This window comes from Roseateles toxinivorans (assembly GCF_004362525.1).
Classification (GTDB): domain Bacteria; phylum Pseudomonadota; class Gammaproteobacteria; order Burkholderiales; family Burkholderiaceae_C; genus Paucibacter; species Paucibacter toxinivorans.
Genome location: NZ_SNXS01000002.1, coordinates 1,195,254 through 1,211,909 on the forward strand (window position 1 = coordinate 1,195,254; position 16,656 = coordinate 1,211,909).

General features: G+C 65.9%; 15 protein-coding genes. 13 read left to right on the plus strand and 2 right to left on the minus strand.

Annotated features, from left to right (window positions below; genetic code table 11):
• Window positions 1-20 precede the first annotated feature (20 nt).
• The 3 genes from gmhB to DES47_RS11155 are packed head-to-tail and all read left to right on the plus strand — an operon-like array spanning window position 21 to window position 2,363.
• Complete coding sequence (gene gmhB, locus DES47_RS11145; protein WP_133700713.1) at window positions 21-665, plus strand: D-glycero-beta-D-manno-heptose 1,7-bisphosphate 7-phosphatase; 645 nt, start codon at window positions 21-23, stop codon at window positions 663-665.
• Complete coding sequence (locus DES47_RS11150) at window positions 665-1,444, plus strand: lysophospholipid acyltransferase family protein (RefSeq protein ID WP_133700714.1); 780 nt, start codon at window positions 665-667, stop codon at window positions 1,442-1,444. The genes gmhB and DES47_RS11150 overlap by 1 nt, the downstream gene beginning before the upstream one ends.
• A 16-nt stretch (window positions 1,445-1,460) precedes the next feature.
• Window positions 1,461-2,363 (plus strand): M48 family metallopeptidase, encoded by a 903-nt coding sequence (locus tag DES47_RS11155; protein ID WP_133700715.1) that lies wholly within the window; start codon window positions 1,461-1,463, stop codon window positions 2,361-2,363.
• A gap of 347 nt (window positions 2,364-2,710) precedes the next feature.
• Here the strand turns inward: DES47_RS11155 and DES47_RS11160 are convergent, their stop codons facing one another.
• Window positions 2,711-3,766: an MBL fold metallo-hydrolase gene (locus DES47_RS11160; RefSeq protein WP_133700716.1), complete on the minus strand. Its 1,056-nt coding sequence runs from the start codon at window positions 3,764-3,766 to the stop codon at window positions 2,711-2,713.
• Window positions 3,767-3,876: 110 nt separating this feature from the next.
• On the opposite strand from DES47_RS11160, the gene DES47_RS11165 reads away from it, so the two are divergent.
• The 4 genes from DES47_RS11165 to can all read left to right on the plus strand — a co-directional run bounded on the left by DES47_RS11165 (window position 3,877) and on the right by can (window position 6,797).
• Window positions 3,877-4,341, plus strand: coding sequence for a MerR family transcriptional regulator (locus DES47_RS11165; RefSeq protein WP_133700717.1), 465 nt, complete (start codon window positions 3,877-3,879; stop codon window positions 4,339-4,341).
• A gap of 83 nt (window positions 4,342-4,424) precedes the next feature.
• On the plus strand, window positions 4,425-4,889 hold the full coding sequence (locus DES47_RS11170; protein ID WP_166651959.1) for a PaaI family thioesterase: 465 nt from the start codon (window positions 4,425-4,427) through the stop codon (window positions 4,887-4,889).
• Between the two features lie 28 nt (window positions 4,890-4,917).
• Window positions 4,918-6,108: an isovaleryl-CoA dehydrogenase gene (locus tag DES47_RS11175; protein WP_133700718.1), complete on the plus strand. Its 1,191-nt coding sequence runs from the start codon at window positions 4,918-4,920 to the stop codon at window positions 6,106-6,108.
• Window positions 6,109-6,131: 23 nt separating this feature from the next.
• Window positions 6,132-6,797: a carbonate dehydratase gene (gene can / locus DES47_RS11180; protein ID WP_133700719.1), complete on the plus strand. Its 666-nt coding sequence runs from the start codon at window positions 6,132-6,134 to the stop codon at window positions 6,795-6,797.
• A 9-nt stretch (window positions 6,798-6,806) separates the two neighbouring features.
• Here the strand turns inward: can and DES47_RS11185 are convergent, their stop codons facing one another.
• On the minus strand, window positions 6,807-9,065 hold the full coding sequence (locus tag DES47_RS11185; RefSeq protein WP_133700720.1) for a putative bifunctional diguanylate cyclase/phosphodiesterase: 2,259 nt from the start codon (window positions 9,063-9,065) through the stop codon (window positions 6,807-6,809).
• Window positions 9,066-9,188: 123 nt separating this feature from the next.
• On the opposite strand from DES47_RS11185, the gene aceK reads away from it, so the two are divergent.
• The 6 genes from aceK (at window position 9,189) to DES47_RS11215 (ending at window position 16,603) form a co-directional block, all read left to right on the plus strand.
• Entirely contained in the window at window positions 9,189-10,952 is a 1,764-nt protein-coding gene (gene aceK / locus DES47_RS11190; RefSeq protein ID WP_133700721.1) for a bifunctional isocitrate dehydrogenase kinase/phosphatase, read from the plus strand.
• Window positions 10,953-11,047: 95 nt separating this feature from the next.
• Window positions 11,048-12,226 carry an acetyl-CoA C-acyltransferase gene (locus DES47_RS11195; RefSeq protein ID WP_133700722.1) on the plus strand — a complete coding sequence of 393 codons (1,179 nt, stop codon included), beginning with the start codon at window positions 11,048-11,050 and terminating at the stop codon, window positions 12,224-12,226.
• Window positions 12,226-12,894 (plus strand): SDR family oxidoreductase, encoded by a 669-nt coding sequence (locus DES47_RS11200; RefSeq protein WP_133700723.1) that lies wholly within the window; start codon window positions 12,226-12,228, stop codon window positions 12,892-12,894. Before DES47_RS11195 ends, DES47_RS11200 begins: the two co-directional genes overlap by 1 nt.
• 57 nt (window positions 12,895-12,951) lie before the next feature.
• Entirely contained in the window at window positions 12,952-14,082 is a 1,131-nt protein-coding gene (locus DES47_RS11205; RefSeq protein WP_133700724.1) for an acyl-CoA dehydrogenase family protein, read from the plus strand.
• Between the two features lie 173 nt (window positions 14,083-14,255).
• Entirely contained in the window at window positions 14,256-14,846 is a 591-nt protein-coding gene (locus DES47_RS11210) for a CHRD domain-containing protein (protein WP_133700725.1), read from the plus strand.
• An 86-nt stretch (window positions 14,847-14,932) separates the two neighbouring features.
• Complete coding sequence (locus DES47_RS11215; RefSeq protein WP_133700726.1) at window positions 14,933-16,603, plus strand: NAD(P)/FAD-dependent oxidoreductase; 1,671 nt, start codon at window positions 14,933-14,935, stop codon at window positions 16,601-16,603.
• Window positions 16,604-16,656: the final 53 nt, after the last annotated feature.

The following is a 16,656-nucleotide window of genomic DNA, read 5'->3' on the forward strand; positions in this document are numbered from 1 at the left end:
CTGCCGGGCTGGGGAACACGATGCGCATAGACCACGCCCACGCCATCAAGCTCGTGATACTCGGGCGCGATGGCACGATCAACGAGTTCCGCGACGACCACGTCAAGTCGCCCGAGGAACTGCTGCCCATCCCCGGCGCGCTGGAGGCGGTGGCCCGGCTCAATCATGCCGGCTGGCACACGGTGCTGGCCACCAACCAGCCCGGCATCGGCCGCGGCCTGCTGGACATGGCATCGCTGAACACCGTGCATCTGCGCCTGAACCAGATGCTGGCCGAGAAGGGCGGACGCATCGACGCCGCCTTCTTCTGCCCGCACGCGCCGGAAGAGGGCTGCCTGTGCCGCAAGCCGCTGCCCGGCCTGATCGAGCAGATCGGCGAGCGCTTCGGCGTCGATCTGAGCCATGTGCATATGGTCGGTGCCAGCCTGCGCGACATCCAGACGGCCAAAGCCGCCGGTTGCGTGCCGCATCTGGTGCGCACCGGCAAGCTGGCGGCCTTGAGCGACGAGCAGGTGGCCGAGCAAGTGGCGCAAGTGCCCGGCGCCCAGGTACATGACGACCTGGCCGCCTTTGCCGATGATTTGATTCAACGCGAACGCCGCGCCCGGGCCGACGCTCGGGGCGAGGCGATGGCGCCGATTACCGCTCCCGGAGCCCTCAGTTGATGCTGTCTGCCATTCGTTCCCTGCTGTTCGTGCTCTACATGACGGTCACCGTGGTGCCTTGGGCGCTGGGCGTGCTGCTGCTGTCGATCTTTGTGCGCGGCAACGTCATCTACTGGGCTTGCGCCGGCTGGCTGAAGCTGGTGATCTGGGGCGCCAAGGTGATCTGCGGCGTGAAGTACCGCGTCACCGGCATGGAGAACGTGCCCAGCCAGGCGGACAGCAAGTCGGCCGTGGTGCTGCTGTCCAAGCATCTGTCGACCTGGGAGACTTTTGCGTTCCCGGCGCTGATGTCGCACCCGCTGTGCTATGTGTTCAAGCGCGAACTGCTCTACATCCCCTTCTTCGGCTGGGCGATGTCGCGCATGGACATGATCCATATCGACCGCAGCAAGCGCTCGCAGGCCTGGGCCAAAGTGGCCGAGCAGGGCAAGCGCTTGATGGGCCAGGGCAACTGGGTCATCATGTTCCCCGAGGGCACGCGCGCGCCGCGTGGTGGCAAGGGCGAATACAAGGCCGGCGGCACGCGGCTGGCGATTGCCGTCGGCGTGCCGGTGGTGCCCATCGCCGTCAGCTCGGCCAAGTGCTGGCCGCGCAAGAGCTTTCTGCTCAAGCCGGGGCTGATCGACGTGGTCATCGGCAAGCCCATCCCGTCGGTGGGCCGCCAGCCCGATGAGTTGATGCGCGAGGTCGAGCACTGGATCGAGGCCGAGATGCGTCGCATCGACCCCGAGGCCTATCTGAGCACGCCCCATGCCGGCGATACGGCCGCCGCTCACTGACATAAACTGACGGTCCATGCAGCCCGCCGCGACCGTCACCGCACAGCTCTCGCTCTTCGATATGGACATGCACCCGGTGCAGAGCTCGCTGCCCGCGCCGCTGCCCTTCCCTGGGCCCAAGGCGGCCGCGCCAGAAGCTCCCTCCAGCTACCGCCATCCGCGCGCCCATCACGAGGTGAGGCTTGGCGAGCACCTGGTCGGCTACGAGCTGCGGCGTGCCAAGCGGCGCAGCATCGGGTTCACAATCGACGAGGAAGGCCTGCGCGTCAGCGCGCCCAAATGGGTGCCGCTGGGCGACATCAACCAGGCTCTGCAGTCCAAGCACGGCTGGATTCTGCGCAAGCTGCACGAGCAGCGCGAGCGGGCCAGGCGGCTGCAATCGGCCCGCGTCGAGTGGCGCGACGGCGTCAGCATCCCCTATCTGGGCGAGGCCATGGTGGTGGTGCTGGACCCGCGTGCCGCCGGCGCGCCGGGGGCGGCGCGGCTCAGCAACGGTGACGATGGCGAGCAGGCGGGCCTGGTCTCGGGCCTGACCCTGCATGTGGGCCTGCCGCAGACCGCGACGCCCGAGCAGATACGCGACATCGTGCAGAGCTGGCTGCAGCGCCAGGCGCGCCAGCTGTTTTTGCTGCGCTGCCAGCACTTTGCGGCGCAACTGGGCGTGCGCATGAGCAAGCTCTCGCTGAGCTCGGCTCAGACCCGCTGGGGCAGCGCCAGCGCCGATGGCTCGATACGGCTGAACTGGCGGCTGATTCACTTCGCCCAGGCCACCATCGATTATGTGGTGGCTCATGAGCTGGCCCATCTGCGCGAGATGAACCACAGCCCCCGCTTCTGGGAGGTGGTGCGCTCGGTGGTGCCCGACTACCAGCAGCTGCGCGGCTCGCTAAAGCGCGAGCACGCGCCGATACTCGACTGAGTTTTTAGCATTATTGCGCCTTGCGCAGTTACTTGATCTTGCCAAGCAGTTTCATCCCCCTTTAGGGGGGGGGTTGTCCCTCCCTGATGGCCTGGGCACACTGCTCGCACTGCTGTCATCACGGCAAGCCAAACGGCCATATCAGTCAGATTGGCCGGGCGGCGATCAGGGAGTGTGTGGGGAGGAGAACTCGCGCCGGGCCAGGGAGTTGGGCCGCGAGCCTGAGAGGGGGCAGTACGCATCGGGTCAACGCTTGGGAGGGCGATGACCGATGCACCCGATCAGAACGAAAAGGCGCTTGAGGACCGGGTTTTCCGGCTTCTCAAGCGCCTTTTTTCCTTGGCCTTCTACAAGCCGAAGCGGATGATGCCGTCTTGATCCCGTCGGCGTCTGACCAGACCGGCCAGCCACAGCGTGTGCAGATGGGCGACCGACTCGCCCATTGCGAAGGTGGTCTGGTGCAGGTCCAGCTTGCGCTTGAACAGCAGGTCCAGCAGCTCGGCGGCGCAGCGCGGAGCGCTCTTGCAGGCCTCCAGCACCTCGGCCAGCCGTTCCTCATGGTGCTCGTGCAGCTGGGCCACGCGCTGGTGCAGGCCGGTGAAGGGCTTGCCATGCGAAGGCAGGACCAGGGTATCTGTCGGTAGTTCACCGAGGCGACTGATCGAGGTCAGGTAGAGGGACAGCGGATCGGCCTCGGGCTCCACATCGACGACGCTGACATTGGTCGAGATGCGTGGCAGCACCATATCGCCGGAGATCAGGATCTGGTGATGCGGCGAATACAGCGCCATATGCTCGGGCGCGTGGCCGTAGCCGGCGATGCAGCGCCAGTCATGATCGCCGATGCGAACCTGCAGCCCGTCCATGAGCCGGCGAAAGCTTGAGGGCACGGCCGGTACCATGCTGGGGTAGTAGCTGGCGCGGCCGCGTATCTTCTCCAGCGACTCCGGGTCCGTCAGCCCGTGGCTGCCGAAGAAGCGCGCAGCCGCCTCGCCGCCCATGCCCACCGTGCTCTGGCTGGCCATGCGGCCGACGTTGTAGTCGGTGGCGCTGATCCACATCCGGCAGTTCCAGCGCTCGGTCAGCCAGTGGGCCAGGCCCATATGGTCGGGATGGAAGTGGGTGACGATGACGCGCAGCACCGGCAGGCCGTCGAGGTGGTTGGCGAACACCTGCTCCCAGGCGGCGCGGGTGGCGTCATTGCTGACGCCGCAGTCCACGATGGACCAGCCCTGTGCGCCGTCCAGCTCGTCGCGCAGCAGCCAGAGGTTGATGTGGTCCAGCGCGAACGGAAGGCCCATGCGCAACCAGCGCACGCCGGGCGCCAGCTCGAGCACCTCGCCGGGTGCGGGCAGGGCGTCGCCCAGGGGGTAGTGCAATTCCGACTCTTTGAGATTGGCCATGTGCTTTTCCAGTCAGTTGGGGACAGAGCTTGCCGAAAAACGGCAAGGTCCATCCCGCAAGCGCATTAAACTTCCGTTTACGTTAACGTCAATGTGAGTCGAGTGTAGCCATGAGCACCGAAACCCGCGCGAGCAAAGAGGGTGCCAATCGCACCTTCACCATCACCGAGCTGGCGGCCGAGTTCGACGTCACGCCGCGCGCCATCCGCTTTTATGAGGACATGGGCCTGCTGGAACCGGCCCGTGCCGGCCGCAACCGCGTCTACACCCATCGCGATCGCACGCGGCTGAAGCTGACCCTGCGCGGCAAGCGTCTGGGCCTGAGCCTGCAGGAGATCAAGCAGCTGGTGGACATGTACGACTCGTCGGGCGACACCACCCAGCAGCTGAAGGCCTTTCTGGCCGTGCTGAACGCCCATCGCGAGCAGCTGGCGCGCCAGCTGGAAGACATCGAGATCACCCTGGCCGAGATCACCCAGCACGAGGAGCGCTGCAAGGGCCTGCTGAGCGAGGCCCAGCGTGCCGAGCGCAAGACCAAGCCGACGCCCAAAGCCGCGGCGGATTCCGCCGCCTGACAGTGCCGTAGCGAATTCCACGTTTAGAATCTTCGCCAAATTGACGTTTACGTAAACGTCAACCAAACTCAACCGGAGCCGCCATGCTGCAAGCCGCCGATGACCAGTTCGCCCAGCGCGTGCGCGACTCCTTTGCCCGCCAGGCGGTGATGCAGACGCTGGGTGCCGAGCTGGAGGCCGTGGAGGCCGGCCGCGTGCTGATGACCATGGGCCACCGGCCCGAGCTGACGCAGCAGCATGGCTTCCTGCATGCCGGCATCGTCGCCACGGCGCTGGACTCGGCCTGCGGCTATGCCGCCTTCAGCCTGATGCCTGTGGATGCGGCCGTGCTGACGATCGAATTCAAGATCAATCTGCTGTCGCCGGCGCGTGGCCCCTTCTTCAGATTCGAGGGCCAGGTGCTCAAGGCCGGTCGTACCATCAGCGTGGTGGAGGGTCGGGCCTGGGGCTATACCGGCGCCGAGACGCCCGAATCCGAGAAAAAATTGGTGGCCAGCATGAACGCCACCGTGATGACGGTGCTGGGCCGCGACGGCCTCAAACATTGATCGATTACCTGTTTTTAGGAGACACCCAATGAACCTGCCCGGCCTGAACTTCCAACTCGGCGAAGACATTGATGCGCTGCGCGATGCGGTGCGCGACTTTGCCCAAGCCGAGATCGCGCCTCGCGCGGCCGAGATCGACCGTAGCGACCAGTTCCCGATGGACCTGTGGCGCAAGATGGGTGACCTGGGCGTGCTGGGCATCACCGTCAGCGAGGAGTACGGTGGCGCCAACATGGGCTATCTGGCGCACATGATCGCGATGGAGGAGATCAGCCGCGCCTCGGCCTCGGTGGGCCTGAGCTATGGCGCGCACAGCAATCTCTGCGTGAATCAGATCAAGCGCAACGGCAGCGCCGCGCAGAAGGCCAAGTACCTGCCCAAGCTGATCTCCGGCGAGCATGTCGGCGCGCTGGCGATGAGCGAGCCGGGCGCCGGTTCCGACGTCATTTCCATGAAGCTGAAGGCCGAACATAAAGATGGACCCGGGGGCGGCTACTACCTGCTCAACGGCAACAAGATGTGGATCACCAACGGCCCCGATGCCGACACCCTGGTGGTCTATGCCAAGAGCGAGCCCGAGCTGGGCGCGCGCGGTGTGACGGCCTTCCTGATCGAGAAGGGTATGAAGGGCTTCAGCATTGCGCAGAAGCTCGACAAGCTGGGCATGCGCGGCTCGCACACCGGTGAGTTGGTGTTCAGAGATGTCGAGGTGCCGGCCGAGAACGTGCTGGGCGCTGTGAACGGTGGCGCCAAGGTCTTGATGAGCGGCCTCGACTACGAACGCGCCGTGCTCACCGGCGGCCCGCTGGGCATCATGCAAAGCGTGATGGACAACGTCATTCCCTACATTCACGACCGCAAGCAGTTCGGCCAGAGCATCGGTGAATTCCAGCTGATCCAGGGCAAGGTGGCGGACATGTACACCGTGCTGCAGGCCGGCCGGTCATTCGCCTACACGGTGGCCAAGAACCTCGACCTGCTGGGCGCCGAGCATGTGCGCCAGGTGCGCAAGGACTGCGCCTCCGTCATCCTCTGGTGCGCCGAAAAGGCCACCTGGATGGCCGGCGAGGGCGTGCAGATCTTTGGTGGCAATGGCTATATCAACGAGTACCCGCTGGGCCGTTTGTGGCGCGACGCCAAGCTGTACGAGATCGGCGCCGGCACCAGCGAGATCCGCCGCATGCTGATAGGCCGCGAGCTGTTCGCGGAGACGATGTAACAGGACTCCGCGACAATCTGACCATGAGCCAAAACCTGCAAGAACTGTTTGACCGCAACCAACAGTGGGCCGACGCGACCGAAGCGCGTGAGCCCGGCTTCTTTACCCGTCTGCTGAAGCAGCAGAGCCCGCAGTATCTGTGGATAGGCTGTGCCGACAGCCGCGTGCCGGCCAACGAGCTGGTGAATCTGCTGCCGGGCGAGTTGTTCGTGCACCGCAATGTGGCCAATGTCGTCGTGCACTCCGACCTCAACTGCCTGTCGGTGATGCAGTTCGCCATCGACGAGCTGAAGGTCAAGCACATCATGGTCGTCGGCCACTCCGGCTGCGGCGGCGTCAAGGCCGCGCTGACCGATGCGCGTGTGGGTCTGGTGGACAACTGGCTGCGCCACGTGCAGGACGTGCGCAACAAGCACTGGCCCTGGCTCAGCAGCTTGACCGAACAGCCCCGCCAGATGGACGCGCTGTGCGAGCTCAACGTGCTGGAGCAGGCGCTCAACGCCTGCCAGACCACGGTGGTGCGCGATGCCTGGCTGCGTGGCCAGCAGGTGGTCGTCCACGGCTGGGTCTATGGCCTGCACAACGGCCTGCTGAAGGACATGAATATGACGGTTGCCAATGCGGCCGAGGTTGATGAGGCCTATGCGCGGGCGCTGGACGGCATCAAGGGCCGCTACAGCCCCGGCTGATCCGGCATTTCAGCTCGGCTGCTTGGCCAGCCAGTCCAGCAGCGCGTCGAGCGGCATCGGCCGGCCATACAGATAGCCCTGCACCTCGTCGCAGCCCAGCTCCAGCAGGATGTTGGCCTGCGCTTCGGTCTCGACGCCTTCGGCCAGCACCTTCAGGCCAATCTTGTGGCCCAGGGGCACGATCATGTCGGCAATGCGGCCTCCGGTGCCGCTGTCCAGTGCGTTGACAAAGGCGCGGTCGATCTTGACGCGGTCGGCCGGCAACTGGTCCAGATAGCTCAGTGACGAAAAGCCGGTGCCGAAGTCATCGATGGCAATCGCGATGCCGGTGGAGCGCAGCGTCTGCAGCCGCTCGACCATCACCTCCATGCCCAGCGCGGCCACCGATTCGGTGACCTCCAGCTCCAGCTCCTGCGGCGCCACGCCGCTGGCTTCCAGTGCCGACTGCACCATGGCCACGAAATTGGGCTGGCGCATCTGCATCACCGACACATTGACCGCCATGCGCAGGCCCGGAAAGCCGGCCTGGTGGATGGTTTTCAGCGCCGCCAGCGCATTGTTCAGCACCTGGGCGCCCATGGCGACGATGAGCCCGGACTGCTCGGCCACCGGTATGAAGCGGTCGGGCGGTATGAACTGACCCTCCTCGGTGCGCCAGCGCAGCAAGGCCTCGAAGCCGACCACCTTGCCGCTCTTCAGATCGAACTGCGGCTGGTAGTGGGGGAACAGCAGCCCATGGCTGAAGGCCATGCGCAGGTCCTGCAGCAGCCGGGTGCGGTCGCGCGTCTCGGTGGCGATGGCCGTGGTGTAGTGGGCGAACTGGCCCTGGCCGGCGCTCTTCGCCCGCTTCAAGGCGATATGGGCGTCCTTGATGCCATCCAGCGCCGAGCCGGTCATGTCGCGCAGATCGGCCAGGCCGATCGAGAAGGTCACCGGGCGCTCGAAGCCCCCGACCTTGGGCGGCGTGTGGAACACGCCGTAAAGGCAGTCGTCGGTCAGCTGGTTGCTGGGGCCCAGCACGCCGAACACATCGCCCGAGACGCGGGCGACGAAGCAGTCGGGCAGGGCCTCGCGCAGGCGGCGGGCGATGGCCATCAAGAGCTGGTCGCCGTACTGGTGGCCCAGCAGGTCATTGGTTTCGGCAAAGGCATCGACATCAAGCAGGGCCAGCGAGTAGCTTTGCCGGTCGGCCCCGGCCAGGCGGGTGTCGAGTTCGTTGACCATGGCAGCGCGGTTGGGCAGGGCCACCAGGCGGTCGAAATACGCCTGCGTGCGCAGCTCGGTGACCAGGGCCACGTTGGCGGCGCACAGGCCGATATTGGTGCAGAACACGTCCAGCAGATAGTGGTCCACCTGGCTGACCGGGCCGTCGGTGTCGATGAAGGCGGCCAGGGCATTGTTCTCGTGCACCGGGAAATACAGTGCCACGCCGTCGTCCTCGAGCAGATTGCGCCGCTCGTGCAGGCAGCGGGTCAGCAGATGGACGATGCGCACATCGCCAATCGAGGAGATGTCCTGGTCGATGTACTGGCGGTAGCGGCCGGCGGCGGCAACGACGCGAAAGCGCTCGTGCTCGACACCGTCTTCCGCGTCGCGATTGACCTCGCAGCAGACCAGGCCCTCGGGCGCCAGGCCGATCAGGCCGGCAATCTGGGTGATCACGCCCTCGGAGAAGGAGCGCAGGCCGTCCTCGGCGATGAACTGGGCGCTGGCCTTGACGATCTTCTCCAGTCCGTCGCGGGTGGCATCCAGCCGGCACAGCTGGTCATAGGCGCGCAGCGAGGCGACCAGGGTAGTGAACAGGCGGCTGCGCGTCAGCTCGCTCTTGACGCGGTAGTCATTGATGTCGTAGCGGGTGATGACTTCCAGGTCGGGCGCGTAGCCCGGCTGGCCGGTGCGCAGCACGATGCGCAGCCGGGTCAGGCCCAACTGCTCACGTATCGTGCCGACGATGCCCAGGCCGGCGTCGGCGGTTTCCATGACAACGTCAAGAAAGACGACGGCCACATCGGTCTCGCGCTTCAGCACCTCCAGCGCCTGGGCGGCCGAGAAGGCGTGCAGGAACTTCAGCTGCCGGCCGAGCACCGTCGGGCCCTGCAGGGCCAGCACGGTGGCGTCGTGCACGCCCTGGTCATCATCAACGATCAGCACCTGCCAGGGGCCGGGCCGGTGCTTGCCATGTTGAGACGCGCCGGCGCCCTCGTCGTCCAAAAGTTGTAGAAAGTCGTCTTCCACTTGGCTGTCCAGGCGCTTGGTTGGCCACAGCATAGCGCGGATTTGCGGGCCGGGGTGCAGCGTTCGCCTGCGTTTTTGCCAGCCAGGCGGCCGCGACACCGCCGGTGGCCGAGGCTTGCTTACACTGTTCCGTGCCAACGCCAACAGGAGTGCGTCATGTTTCCGCGCGAGCTGACCGATACCCGCGCCTATGACATCGCCGCGGCGATGCTCGATGGTTTCAACACCCACTACCGCCTGTTCCGCGGCACCAGCGCCCTGGCCAAGCAGCGCTTCGAGCGGGGCGACTGGCATGGCCAGCAGCGCGCCCAGGCGCTGCGCATCGAGTTCTATGACAGGCGGGTCGAGGAAGCGGCGCTGGCGCTGGAGCGGGACTACGCGGCCAGCACCCTGGCCATGGACCTGTGGCATCAGGTCAAGTTGCATTACATCGGCCTGCTCGTCAATCACCACCAGCCGGAACTGGCCGAGACTTTCTTCAACTCGGTGACGACGCGGATGCTGCACCACAGCTACTTCCACAACGACTTCATCTTCGTGCGGCCGGCGGTCTCGACCGAGTACATCGAGAACGACGAGCCGGCCTCCCAGCCCACCTACCGTGCCTACTACCCGACCCGCGACAGCCTGCAGGACGCGCTGTCCCGCTGCATCACCAACTTCCAGCTGCAGGGCGAGTTCGTCGATCTGGCCCGCGATGTGGCCCTGGTGCTGGCGACGGTCAACCGCCACCTGGGCGCCGACTTCCGCGCCCGCGCCAACTTCCAGATCCAGGTCTTGAGCTCGCTGTTCTTCCGCAACAAGGGCGCCTATGTGGTGGGCAAGTTCATCAATGGCTTCAGCGAGCTGCCGTTCGCGCTGCCGATACTGAGGAATGAGGAGGGCCGCTACTACATCGATGCCCTGCTGTTCGGCGAGGACGATCTGCTGATGCTGTTCAGCTTTGCCCGCGCCTACTTCATGGTGGACATGGAGATACCGTCGGCCTATGTGCAATTCCTGCGCTCGATGATGCCCAGAAAGCCGCGTGCCGAGATCTACAACGCGCTGGGCCTGCAGAAGCACGGCAAGAACCTGTTCTACCGCGACTTCCTCTACCACCTGCGCCACTCGGGCGACCGCTTCCGCATCGCCCCGGGCATCAAGGGCATGGTGATGCTTGTGTTCGACCTGCCGTCCTTCCCCTTTGTGTTCAAACTGATCAAGGACTTCTATCCGCCGCAGAAGGAGAACACCACGCGCGAGACCATCAAGCGCAAGTACCTGCTGGTTAAGCAGCACGACCGGGTGGGCCGCATGGCCGATACGCTGGAGTTCTCCAATGTGGCCTTCCCGCGCCAGCGTTTCGAGCCCGAGCTGCTGGCCGAGATCCAGCACTTCTGCCCCAGCCTGCTGGAGGAGAGCGGTGACGACATCGTGCTCAGGCATGTCTATATCGAGCGACGCATGGTGCCGCTGAACATCTACCTGCAGGACGCCAGACCCGAGCAGCTGGAGCATGCGGTGATCGAGTACGGCAATGCCATCAAGGACCTGGTGGCGGCGAATATCTTCCCGGGCGACATGCTGTGGAAGAACTTCGGCGTGACGCGCCATGGCAAGGTCGTGTTCTACGACTACGACGAGATCGAGTATCTGACCGACTGCAACTTCCGCAAGGTTCCCGAGCCGCGCAACGAGGAGGAAGAGATGTCCGCCGAGGTCTGGTACACGGTCGGACCGCGCGATGTCTTCCCCGAGACCTTCGGCCCTTTTCTGCTCGGCAACCCCAGCGTGCGCGGCATCTTCATGAAGCATCATGCCGAGCTGCTGGACGCGGCGTTCTGGCAAGCGCACAAGGCACGCATCCTGGCCGGCCACGTGCACGATGTGTTTCCCTACGACCCGCACCGCCGTTTCGGGCGGCACGCGATTACCTGAGCGGGCGCCGGGTGTTTCATCGCTGTGGTTGACGTTTACGTAAACTGCGGGAGCACAATAGCGCTTCTTTCTGACCCGTGACCAGGAGCTTTGTCATGTCCGACCCCATCGTGATCGTTTCCGCCGCCCGCACGCCCATCGGCGGCCTGCTGGGTGATTTTGCAGGCCTGGCGGCCTGGGAGCTGGGTGCCGTTGCCATCAAGGCTGCGGTCGAGCGCGCCGGCGTGCCTGGCGACGCGATACAGGAAGCCTTCATCGGCAACTGCCTGATGGCGGGCCAGGGCCAGGCGCCGGCCCGCCAGGCGGTGCTGAAGGCCGGCCTGCCGCAGTCGGTGGGCGCGGTGACGCTGTCCAAGATGTGCGGCGCCGGCATGCGCGCGACGATGTTCGCCCATGACACCCTGAAGGCCGAGAGTGCCGACATCCTGATCGCCGGCGGCATGGAGAGCATGACCAATGCCCCGCACCTGATGTTCGCGCGCAAGGGCGTCAAGTACGGCGCCGCGCAGATGTATGACCACATGGCCATGGACGGCCTGGAAGATGCCTACGAGCGCGGCAAGGCCATGGGTGTGTTCGCCGAGCAGTGCGTCGACAAGTACGCCTTCACCCGCGAGGCGCAGGATGCCTTCGCGATTGCCTCGACCGAGCGCGCCCAGCGGGCCAACACCGATGGCAGCTTCGCCTGGGAAATGGCCCCGGTGACGGTGGCCGGCCGCGCCGGTGACACCGTCTTCAGCAAGGACGAGCAGCCCTTCAAGGCCAAGCTGGACAAGATCGCCGGCCTGAAGCCCGCGTTCAAGAAGGACGGCACGATCACCGCCGCCACCTCGTCCAGCATCTCCGACGGCGCCGCCGCGATGGTGCTGATGCGCGAGAGCACCGCCGCCAAGCTGGGCCTGTCGCCGGTGGCCCGCATCGTCGGCACGGCCGTGCATGCCAATGCGCCGGCCTGGTTCACCACCGCGCCGGTCGGGGCGATCCAGAAGCTGTTGGCCAAGAATGGCTGGGAGGCCAAGAGCGTCGATCTGTGGGAGGTCAATGAAGCCTTTGCCGCCGTGACCATGGCCGCGATGGCCGAGTTCAAGCTGCCGCACGAGATCGTCAACGTCAACGGCGGCGCCTGCGCGCTGGGCCACCCGATCGGCGCCTCGGGCGCCCGCATCATCGTCACCCTGCTGGGTGCGCTGAAGCACCGCGGGCTGAAGCGCGGTGTGGCGGCGCTGTGCATCGGGGGTGGCGAGGCCACCGCCGTGGGCGTCGAGCTGATCTGATGGCGCAGATTCTGATCGTCGGCGCATCGCGCGGCATAGGGCTGGAATTCGTGCGCCAGTACCGTGCCGCCGGCGCCCAGGTGGTGGCCACGGCACGCAGCGATGCCGCGCTGGTGGCGCTCAGCGACCTGGGAGCGACGGCACTGAGACTGGATGTTGCTGACACAGCCAGCGCCTCGGGCCTGGCCTGGCAGATCGACGGCCACCAGTTCGACGAGGTGGTGATCGTGGCCGGCGTCTACGGCCCGCGCACCGGCGGCCTGCAAACTCCCACCGAGGCGGATTTCGACGAGGTGATGCACACCAATGTGCTGGGGCCCATGCGTGTGATGCCGCAGCTGGTCGATGCACTGGCTCCGGGCGCGCGCCTGGCCGTGATTTCCTCGCGGATGGGCTCGATCTCGCTGCGCACGGCCACCGGGGGCTGGCTGTACCGCGCGTCCAAGGCGGCACTCAACTCGGTGCTGAAGGATGCCTCGCTGGTGCTCGACGGCAAGGCCGTCTGCGTCAGCCTCCACCCCGGCTGGGTGCGCACCGAGATGGGCGGTGACGGCGCCGACATTGATGCGCGCACCAGCGTGGCGGGCATGCGTGGCGTGCTGTCCCGACTCACGGCGGCCGACAACGGCGGCTTTTTCAATTACGACGGGCAGCCGCTGGGCTGGTAGGCCGCAAATTCCCCGGAAAGAGTTCCCGGATTGCATCCGGGCTACGGAGACAAATCCATGATTCTTAGCGAAGACCACCGCGCGGTGCAGGATGCTGTGCGCGCCTACGTGCAGGACCAGATCGCGCCCAAGGCGGCCGAATGGGACAAGACCCATCACTTCCCCGCCGCCGAACTGAAGGGCCTGGCCGCGCTGGGCTGCTATGGCGTGGCCGTGCCCACCGAGTGGGACGGTGCCGGCCTGGACTATCTGGCCCTGGCCATCATCCTGGAAGAAATCGGTGCGGGCGACGGCGCGACCTCGACCGTGGTCAGCGTCAACAACTGCCCGGTCTGCTCGATCCTGATGGCCTGGGGCAATGATGACCAGAAGGAGCGCTTCCTCAAGCCCTTGGCGCGCGGCGATATGCTGGGCGCCTTCTGTCTGACCGAGCCGCATGTGGGCTCCGAGGCGGCTGGGCTCAAGACCACGGCGACGCTGGACGGCGACCATTACGTGCTCAAGGGCGTCAAGCAGTTCATCACCAGTGGCAAGAATGGCGACGTGGCCATCGTCATGGCCGTCACCGACAAGGCCGCCGGCAAGAAGGGCATCAGCGCCTTTCTGGTGCCGACCAGGACGCCCGGCTACACGGTGGCCCGCATCGAAGACAAGATGGGCCAGCACGCCAGCGACACCGCGCAAATCCTGTTCGAGGACTGCCGCGTGCCGGTGGTCAACCGCATCGGCGACGAGGGCCAAGGGTTGAAGATCGCGCTGTCTGGGCTGGAGGGCGGCCGCATCGGCATCGCCTCGCAGTCGGTGGGCATGGCCCGCGCGGCCTTCGAGGCGGCGCTGCGCTACTCGAAGGAGCGGGTCGCCTTCGGTCAGCCCATCTTCGAGCACCAGGCGGTGCAGTTTCGGCTGGGCGAGATGGCCACCCAGATCGAGGCCGCGCGCCAGCTGATCTGGCACGCCGCCAGCCTGAAGGACGCCGGCCTGCCCTGCCTGAAGGAGGCGGCGATGGCCAAGCTGTTCGCCAGCGAGATGGCCGAGCGCGTCTGCAGCGCGGCGATCCAGACTTTCGGCGGCTATGGCTATGTCAGCGACTTCCCCGTAGAGCGCATCTACCGCGATGTGCGTGTGTGCCAGATCTACGAGGGCACCTCGGATGTGCAGAAGATACTGATAGGCCGCGCGCTGGCCTGACGTACCCATTGCGACGATTTCGGTTGCGTCGCGCCGACTTTTGAATAGGGATTGCCTCGGCTCGGCCGGCGGGATACACCCACAGAGCTTCGATGCGTCGAGGCCCGATCCTGGTTTACGCGGCGGCGTCCAGGGTTCGGGTGTGAGCCGCTGCCTTGCTAGGAGATCTCGCAATGAAAATCAGAACGCTGTTCGCCGCCAGCTTGTTGTTGTCGGGTCTTGCCGCCCCTGCGCTGGCGCATACCTATTTGTTCGCGGTATCGCTGAGCGGACCGAATGAGTTTCCCGTCAACGCGTCACCGGGCACCGGTTCGGGCATGGTCACCTTTGACATGGACCTGGCCACGCTGCGGGTCGAGGTCAGCTTCAGCGGCTTGATTGGCAACACCACCAACTCGCACATTCACTGCTGCACCAGCGCTCCCGGCTTCCAGAACGCCGGCGTGGCGACGATGACGCCGACTTTCCTCGGCTTCCCGTCGGGGGTGACGAGTGGCAGCTATGACGCCACCTTCAATCTCGGCCTGGCGTCCAGCTTCAACGCGGCCTTCGTGACGGCCAATGGCGGCACGCCGGGGTCGGCGATGAACGCCCTGCTGGCCGGTGCGCAGGCGGGCAAGGCTTACCTGAATATCCACAGCTCGTCCTTCCCGGGCGGTGAGATCCGCGGCTTTCTGATGCCTGTGCCGGAGCCCGAGACCTATGCCTTGATGGGGCTGGGCCTGGCGGTGGTCGGGGCGGCGGCGAAGCGACGCCGGGCCTGACTTCCGGCTCCGGCGCGGCGGGGCTGAGCGAGCCAACGGACGCGCACTCATTCATGAGTTCTGTGTGATGCGCGAAAATACGGCCCATGTTGCGAATCACCGAACTGCGCCTGCCCCTTGATCATCCCGAACCCGCGCTGCGCGCCGCCATCCTGGCGCGCCTGGGCCTGGCCGGCCGCGAGGCCGAGCTGAAGGGTTTCACCGTCTTCAAGCGCAGCTATGACGCGCGCAAGAAGACGGCCATCGTGCTGATCTACACGGTGGACTGCGAGGTGGGCTGTGAGACGGAACTGCTGCAGCGCTTTGCCGGCGATCCGCACATCCGCGTCACGCCGGACACCGGCTACCACCTGGTCGGCCAGGCGCCGGCGGACTTCTTCATGCCCAATGGTGGCGAGGCCCGGCCGCGGCCGCTGGTGGTCGGTTTCGGCCCCTGCGGCATCTTCGCCGCGTTGATACTGGCTCAGATGGGCCTGCGGCCCATCGTGCTGGAGCGCGGCAAGGAGGTGCGTCAGCGCACCAAGGACACCTGGGGCCTGTGGCGCCAGCAGCAGCTGAACCCGGAGTCGAATGTGCAGTTCGGCGAGGGTGGTGCCGGCACTTTCTCGGACGGCAAGCTGTGGAGCCAGATCAGCGACCCGCGCCATCTGACGCGCAAGGTGCTCAGCGAGTTCGTCAAGGCCGGGGCGCCGGAGGAAATCCTGTTTGTGGCCAAGCCCCATATCGGCACCTTCCGCCTGGTCGGCATGGTCGAGAAGATGCGGGCCGATATCGAGGCGCTGGGCGGCGAGGTCCGCTTCGAGCAGCGCGTCAGCGATGTGCTGATCGTTGACGGTCACATCCGCGGCGTGACCCTGGCCTCGGGCGAGCAGCTGCGCGCCGACCATGTGGTGCTGGCCCTGGGTCACAGCGCCCGCGACACCTTCACCATGCTGCACGAACGCGGCGTGTTCATGGAGGCCAAACCCTTCTCGGTCGGTTTTCGCATCGAGCATCCGCAGGGCATCATCGACCGTGCCCGCTTCGGGCCGAACGCCGGTAACCCCATACTCGGCGCGGCCGACTACAAGCTGGTGCACCACGCCAGCAACGGTCGCTCGGTCTACAGCTTCTGCATGTGCCCCGGTGGCACCGTGGTGGCTGCGACCTCGGAGCCGAACCGCGTGGTCACCAACGGCATGAGCCAGTACTCGCGCAACGAGCGCAACGCCAATGCCGGCATCGTCGTCGGCATCAACCCGCAGGATTACCGGCAGGACGGCCTGAAGGAGGGCCCGGTCAGCCCACTGGACGGCATGGCCTTCCAGCGCATTTGGGAGTCACGTGCCTATGAGCTGGGCGGCGGTGGCTATATTGCGCCGGGCCAGCTGGTCGGCGACTTCATCAAGGGCCAGCGCTCGACGGCGCTGGGCACGGTCGAACCCTCCTACAAGCCCGGCGTGCTGATGACCGACCTCGGCCAGAAAGGCAATAGCAGCCTGCCCGACTATGCGATCGCGGCGGTACGCGAGGCCCTGCCGGCCTTCGAGCGCCAGATCCGCGGCTTTGCGATGAATGACGCGGTGCTGACCGGCGTCGAGACACGCACCTCCTCACCGCTGCGCATCACCCGCGGGCGCGACTATCAAAGCTTGAACACGAAGGGCCTGTATCCGGCCGGCGAGGGCGCGGGCTATGCCGGCGGCATCATGTCGGCCGGCGTCGATGGCATCGAGGTGGCCGAGGCCTTGGGTCGGGCTATGCTGGCGGGCGAATGATGATGTCAAGCAGCAGCTGAATCGCCAGGGTCAGGTCTTGTCGATCAGCGCCG